Source organism: uncultured Campylobacter sp., from assembly GCF_937890585.1.
Classification (GTDB): Bacteria; Campylobacterota; Campylobacteria; order Campylobacterales; family Campylobacteraceae; genus Campylobacter_A.
The window spans coordinates 1-5,960 of sequence record NZ_CALACG010000255.1 but is presented as its reverse complement, the minus strand read 5'-3'; the positions used below and the strand labels follow the sequence as shown (position 1 = coordinate 5,960).

General features: G+C 40.6%; 7 protein-coding genes. 3 read left to right on the top strand and 4 right to left on the bottom strand.

The window, feature by feature from the left end:
* Positions 1-67 precede the first annotated feature (67 nt).
* Complete coding sequence (locus Q0296_RS07710; protein ID WP_298038947.1) at positions 68-1,078, bottom strand: putative transporter; 1,011 nt, start codon at positions 1,076-1,078, stop codon at positions 68-70.
* Between the two features lie 109 nt (positions 1,079-1,187).
* Between Q0296_RS07710 and Q0296_RS07705 the strand changes: the two genes are divergently transcribed.
* The gene (locus Q0296_RS07705) at positions 1,188-1,634 is read left to right on the top strand and encodes a DUF411 domain-containing protein (protein WP_298038936.1); all 447 of its coding nucleotides are present in this window, start codon (positions 1,188-1,190) and stop codon (positions 1,632-1,634) included.
* A 19-nt stretch (positions 1,635-1,653) separates the two neighbouring features.
* Here the strand turns inward: Q0296_RS07705 and Q0296_RS07700 are convergent, their stop codons facing one another.
* Positions 1,654-2,967 (bottom strand): sodium-dependent transporter, encoded by a 1,314-nt coding sequence (locus Q0296_RS07700; RefSeq protein ID WP_298038933.1) that lies wholly within the window; start codon positions 2,965-2,967, stop codon positions 1,654-1,656.
* Positions 2,968-3,137: 170 nt separating this feature from the next.
* On the opposite strand from Q0296_RS07700, the gene Q0296_RS07695 reads away from it, so the two are divergent.
* Positions 3,138-4,478: a hemolysin family protein gene (locus Q0296_RS07695; RefSeq protein ID WP_021090171.1), complete on the top strand. Its 1,341-nt coding sequence runs from the start codon at positions 3,138-3,140 to the stop codon at positions 4,476-4,478.
* Between the two features lie 438 nt (positions 4,479-4,916).
* Here Q0296_RS07695 and Q0296_RS07690 read toward each other — a convergent pair whose 3' ends face one another.
* The gene (locus tag Q0296_RS07690; RefSeq protein ID WP_298038930.1) at positions 4,917-5,573 is read right to left on the bottom strand and encodes a sugar transporter; all 657 of its coding nucleotides are present in this window, start codon (positions 5,571-5,573) and stop codon (positions 4,917-4,919) included.
* A 9-nt stretch (positions 5,574-5,582) separates the two neighbouring features.
* Complete coding sequence (locus tag Q0296_RS07685) at positions 5,583-5,783, bottom strand: DUF3137 domain-containing protein (RefSeq protein WP_298038928.1); 201 nt, start codon at positions 5,781-5,783, stop codon at positions 5,583-5,585.
* Between Q0296_RS07685 and Q0296_RS07680 the strand changes: the two genes are divergently transcribed.
* On the top strand, positions 5,776-5,960 hold a 185-nt coding region (locus Q0296_RS07680; protein ID WP_298038925.1), incomplete at its 3' end, for a type VI secretion system baseplate subunit TssF. The genes Q0296_RS07685 and Q0296_RS07680 overlap by 8 nt on opposite strands.

The following is a 5,960-nucleotide window of genomic DNA, read 5'->3' as shown; positions in this document are numbered from 1 at the left end:
ACTAAAATTTGGCTTCGCTTACCGCTTAGCTCAAATTTTAGAGCCGAAATTACTCATTCATGAAATTTTAAAATTTTGTCCGAGTTTCTTCACTATATAAATTCTCCCCATCCGCCTTGTAGTCTATATTTTTCTCAAATTCTCTCAAACGCTTATTAACCGACCTTAGCTCCGTTATCGTCGTCCAGTTGTTGATAAAGACGCTAAAGCTCTCTCTGACCTGAGAGAAGGCATTGCTAGCTTGTACAAGGACGCCAAGTGTGATAAAGCCGCTAAATAGGCCATTCCCCATGATGATATAAGGCACGATGACTAAAATTTGCGAAAACGAGATGAGCCAAAGATTAAAGTAGCCGTAGTGCAAAAAGAGCTTGTAATAGTTTAGCTTTAGCCCAGTAAAAAGCTCCAGCATGATGTTTGGTTGGCAAAATTTGACCTTGTCGTCCTCGCCGTAAACTAGCTCTTTTCTAAAGGCCGCCTCTGCTTTTTGGTTGTTATACTCAAGATGTGGTAGCTTTATGCCTACAAACCACGATACGATGAGGCCTCCGATGCTAATTAACAGCGCGATATAAACTAGCGAGCCATTGATATCTTTTATGTAAGGCAGGCTCACGCTTTTGCTTAGCTCCCAAAGCACCGGTATAAAGGCGATGAGTGTCATAAATGCCTTTAAAACCTGCACACCAAGGCTCTCCATGATCTTAGCAAAGCGGTAGATGTCCTCTTGGATACGCTGCGAGCTGCCCTCGATATCGCTGTGGCAGTTTCGCCAAAATTTGAGGTATTTAAAGGTCATCGCCTCCCTCCAGCGAAAGACCCAGTGGCTAGCAAAGAACGATATCACCGTGCTAGCTACGACATAAGGCATAACAAGCTTTATGAAATTTAATATCTCTCGCCAAAACTCATCTACGCTGTGCTCTTTCGAGTTTTGCATGATGTCATAGAAATTTTTATACCACCCATTGATACGGACGTTTAGATGCGTTTGATAAACAAGTAGCAAGATGATAAATAGCGCTCCGCCGTAAGCCCAAAGCGCCCATTTTTTGTCTTTGAAAAATGATGAAAACATAAAGTGCCTTTTGTAAATTTTGGCAATTATAGCAGGCAAGGTTTAAGCATTTATATAAAATTTAAACCCAAACTATATCATTTTGCAAATTTTAACATAAAGGAAAATGATGAAGAAATTTGCATTTTTAGCTCTTAGCCTTTGTGCGACCTTGGCGCTTGGGGCTGACATGAAGGTCTATAAAAGCCCAACTTGTGGCTGCTGCGACAAATGGGGCAAGGCGATGGAGCAGGCTGGTTTTAGCGAGGATACGACCAAGGTTGATGATATGGTCAAGGTAAAAAAGCAGTTTAACGTCCCGCTTGAGCTCTCTAGCTGCCACACAGCTATCGTTGATGGCTACGTTATCGAGGGTCACGTGCCAGCTGATGAGGTCAAGCGCCTCTTGGAGCTTAAACCAAAGGATGTCGTTGGTATCGCAGTGCCTGGCATGCCTATGGAGAGTCAGGGCATGGAGCAGGGCGGCACGGCCGAGCAGTATGACGTTATATTATTTAAAAAAGATGGCTCGCAAGAAATTTTTGCCACCTACATAGGCACTAAAAAGCTAAAATAAATTTAGCCCAAAAGGGAATTTAGAAGGAAATTCCCTTGCTAATAGCGATGATGCAGAGCAAAAAGGCTATTGGCACATAGATAAATTTACCCACAAAATACCAAAATGAGCCGTAAGTTTTATTTGCTCCTGAATTTACCTCGTCTAAAATTTCTTCTTTTTTAATGATCCAAAACCAAGATATTGCACCGATGACTGCGCCGATTGGGATGATGTAGATAGAGACAAAGTCCATCCAAGGTCCCCAGCTACTAATAGGCTCCATAAACGCTCCAAAGCCAAAGCAGACCACACAAAGCAGCGCAAGCACCCAAAATCTGCTAAGGCGCGGGAATTTATGCATAAGCGACTCAGCCACGACCTCAAACATATTTTGTAGCGATGTGATACCGCCAAAGATGACCGCGGTAAATAGTATGATTGCAAAAATTTGACCGCCGATCATATTTTGTAAAATTTTAGGAAGCGTTACGAAAAGTAGCTTTGGTCCGCCAGCTGGATCCATAGCGTAGGCAAAGACCGCTGGGATCATAACAAGCGCCGCCACAAGGGCTGCAAGCGTGTCAAAAAATGCCGTAGTTTTGGCGCTTTCTACGATGTCTTCATCCTTTGAAAGATATGCTCCATAAACTATCATGCCTGATCCCGTGATAGAGAGCGAGAAAAAGGCTTGACCCATCGCAGTGACCCATACCATCGGATCTTCAAGCTTGCTAAAGTCAGGGATAAATAGAAATTTATACCCCTCAAATGCGTTTGGTAGCATCGCAACATTTATAGCCAAAATGGCAAATAACACGAAAAATAGTGGCATCATGATTTTATTAGTCTTTTCGATGCTTTTTGCTCCAAAAAATAGCGTAAGAAGCGTGCCAATAATGACTATGAAGTGATATGGTAGGACTGAGTACTCATGAAGCGCAAATGAGTTAAACCAAACATTTGTATCAACGCTCATAAATGAGCCAGTAAGCGCCTGAGTAAGGGCCTTTAGCACATAAGCGATGATGACAGCGTAGCCGATGGCTATGCAAAGTGAGCCAGCAAGTGGAAGCCAACCGATGATACTTCCGATGACGCCTAAATTTCTACTTTGCCAAGCAAATTTATATGATCCTAGCGTGCCAGTCTTTGCTCGTCTGCCGATCGCATACTCAGCGCTTAAGCCAACGTAAGAAAAAAGCGCCACAAAAAAGATGTAGATGAGTAAAAATGCTCCACCACCATTTGTGCCAAGCTTGTAAGGAAAGCCCCAAACATTTGCCATACCAACGGCTGAACCAACTGAGGCTAGTATAAACGCCCAGCGTGATGAAAAATTCTTTTTGCTCATTGTAAAATCCATAAATTTAGTGATGAAAATAATGTTACCAAAATATGATTTAAGAACTTTTTATAAATCTTAAATTTAAGAAACGTTGTTACTTTTGGGCGTGGCTAATTTGACCGCTAAATATAAATTCGCTATAATCAGCCAAAATTTTTAACTCTTAAGGATCATAATTGTACCCCAGTAGCGATAACTCGCTTTTAATGGTAATACTTGCCATTATATTCATTTTACTAAACGCATTTTTTGTTTTGTCGGAATTTTCCCTTGTCAAGGTTCGCAAGTCTAGACTTGAAGAGCTTATCAAAGAGAAAAAGCCAAATGCCCAGCTTGCCTTTGAGATGTCAAACAAGCTTGATACCTATCTTAGCGCCACTCAGCTTGGCATCACGCTAAGCTCACTTGCCCTTGGTTGGATCGGTGAGCCAGCAGTCGCAAGGCTCATAGAAGCCCCACTTAAAAATGTTTTTAATCTTAGCGATATCTTAGTTCATACAGTCGGCTTTGCGATCGCATTTACGCTTATCACGCTACTTCACGTCGTTATGGGCGAGCTTGTGCCAAAGTCAGTCGCCATAGCCAAATCAGAATCAGCAGTGCTTAAAATCGCCCGTCCGCTTCACTTTTTCTGGATACTATTTTCGCCTATCATAAAGCTTTTTGACATCCTAGCTACATCTGGACTTAAAATTTTAGGCATCCAGCCAGCAAAAGAGAATGAGCTAGCACACTCTGAAGAGGAGATCAAGATCATTGTTGGCGAGAGTTTAAAAGGCGGTGTGCTTGATAGTTTTGAGACTGAGCTTATCAAAAATGCAGTTGATTTTAGTGACACGGTCGCAAAAGAGATCATGACGCCAAGACGCGACATGATCTGCATAAATAAACAAAAGAGCTTTGAAGAGAATTTACAAGTAGTTTTTGAGTCAAAATATACTCGCTATCCTTATATAGACGGCTCAAAAGATATCATTTTAGGCATGATACACATTAGAGATATCTTGCAGCTACACTTTAGTGAGGAAAAAGAGAAGAGCTTTGATGCGATCGTGCGTAAATTTGTCATCGTGCCTGAGAGCCTTTCTATATCAAAAGTGCTTGTGATGATGAATAAAGAGCAAATTTCAGCAGCACTTGTCGTCGATGAGTATGGCGGCACGGCTGGACTTCTTACGATGGAAGATATCATGGAGGAGGTGCTTGGCGACTTTAACGACGAGCACGATGAGGTCGATCAGCACTATAAAAAGATAAATGAAAATATCTATGAATTTCAAGGCAGATACGACTTAGAGAGCGTTGAAGAGCTTCTTGGTATAAGCTTTGATGAAGAGACCGATCAAGTAACGATCGGCGGATATGTTTTTAATCTCATCGGTCGTTTGCCAGTAGTTGGGGACAAGATCGAGGATGAAAACTGCTACTACGAGGTGAGAAAGATGGATGGAGCTAGCATCTCACGCGTAAAAGTTAGAAAAAAGATAAAAGAAGAAGAGGAGCCTGCTCAGGCTTAGTTTATAAATTTAATGGCTTTTTTGGCCATTAAATTTAACCTCGCAAAATCATAAAAAATAGAGCAAATTTAAGTGGCGTTGCACTTTTAAAGGCTATAAGCCCTTAAATTTAACTTTTAAAACCACAAAATTTAAAGCGACCCACCTTTTTAAATAGCTCTCTAAAAACATCACCACCGCTTTTTTCGTAAATTTGGTTATAAATTTTAAAAATGGCTTGCGAGTTTTAAAATTTATCATCTGCTTGCAGAAGTAGCCATTTGAGCGATCTTATTTGTGATATTTAAATTTACTAAAGCTAGTTAGCCTTGGCGGGGAGATATGATGTCATGAAATTTCGTCATAAATTTCTCTATAACGCTCATCTAGGCTGCAACAAGAGAGCTAAATTTCTTTTGTTGAACCTTAAACAACGCCTCTTAATAGCTCTTTTGTAGTCTAGTTTTTATCTTGATAAAAGCGTGCTAGATCTTTGCCGTGCTTTAATGCTAGCTCGTAGTAGAGCGTGTCTGGGTCCTCACCTATCATCTCATAGAGCTTTTTACGAAGCTCTGGTAAAAGGCGAAGATCGCTATAATCTATCCTCTCTTTATATGCTGGCAAGCCTTGTAAAAGCAGGGCATTTGAGTAGTTTATGCCGCCAGTTTTGCTGCCAGTAATGTTAAATTCATTCTCATATTGCGTGCGAGTTAAGCCAGTTGGTATGCTAAGCTCTCCTCGTTGTAGGCAAATTTTATCATTGCTACTTACGATATACTCTGGGAATTCTAACTCTTGGTAGTTGATATCTTCGTGATCATAATACACCCACTTTATGCCGTCTTCATTTTTGCGGTTGAAACTGCTTTTGTAGATGAAGCTACCTGGGATTATAAATTCACGGCTTTTTAGCACCGGCGTATCTGCTATATCTTTATAAACAGCAACCAAGTAGCAGTCACTAAAAAAATCGAGCGGCCAAAGAAGGCCCTCATTTACTCGCTTTACAAGGCGGTTTTTAATATCAACTAAGATTTTGCCAAAGAAATATCTCTTGTAGTAGTCATTATAGACATAAAATATGTCGCCCTCTTTGAGTTTTGTCTTATCTGGCATTTTATAAATTTAGCTCTTCCAGATATTTTTATTTAGCTCCAAATCATGCATGATCTGCGAGAAGTCACTGATGCTAGAGATGTAGTTTTGCACGCTCTCGTTGCTGTTTATCGGCTTTTTAAGATCAGGTTCAAAGCTATCCTTTCTAAGATCGATCGCGATGAAAATTTCATTTTTTAAAAATGACGCTAAAGAGCAGACTGTGAGCATCGAGACGCTTTGCTGTAACGGCGATCTACCAACCAATCTAAAACTAGGCGAGATAAATAAAATCCAAAATCACCAAGGCATAGTAACCAAAAATTTAACCATCCCAACTAGCGTAAAACGTGTAAATGTAGATGGAAATTTACTCTGGAGGCTAGTTAGTATCTTGTCATTTAGCTA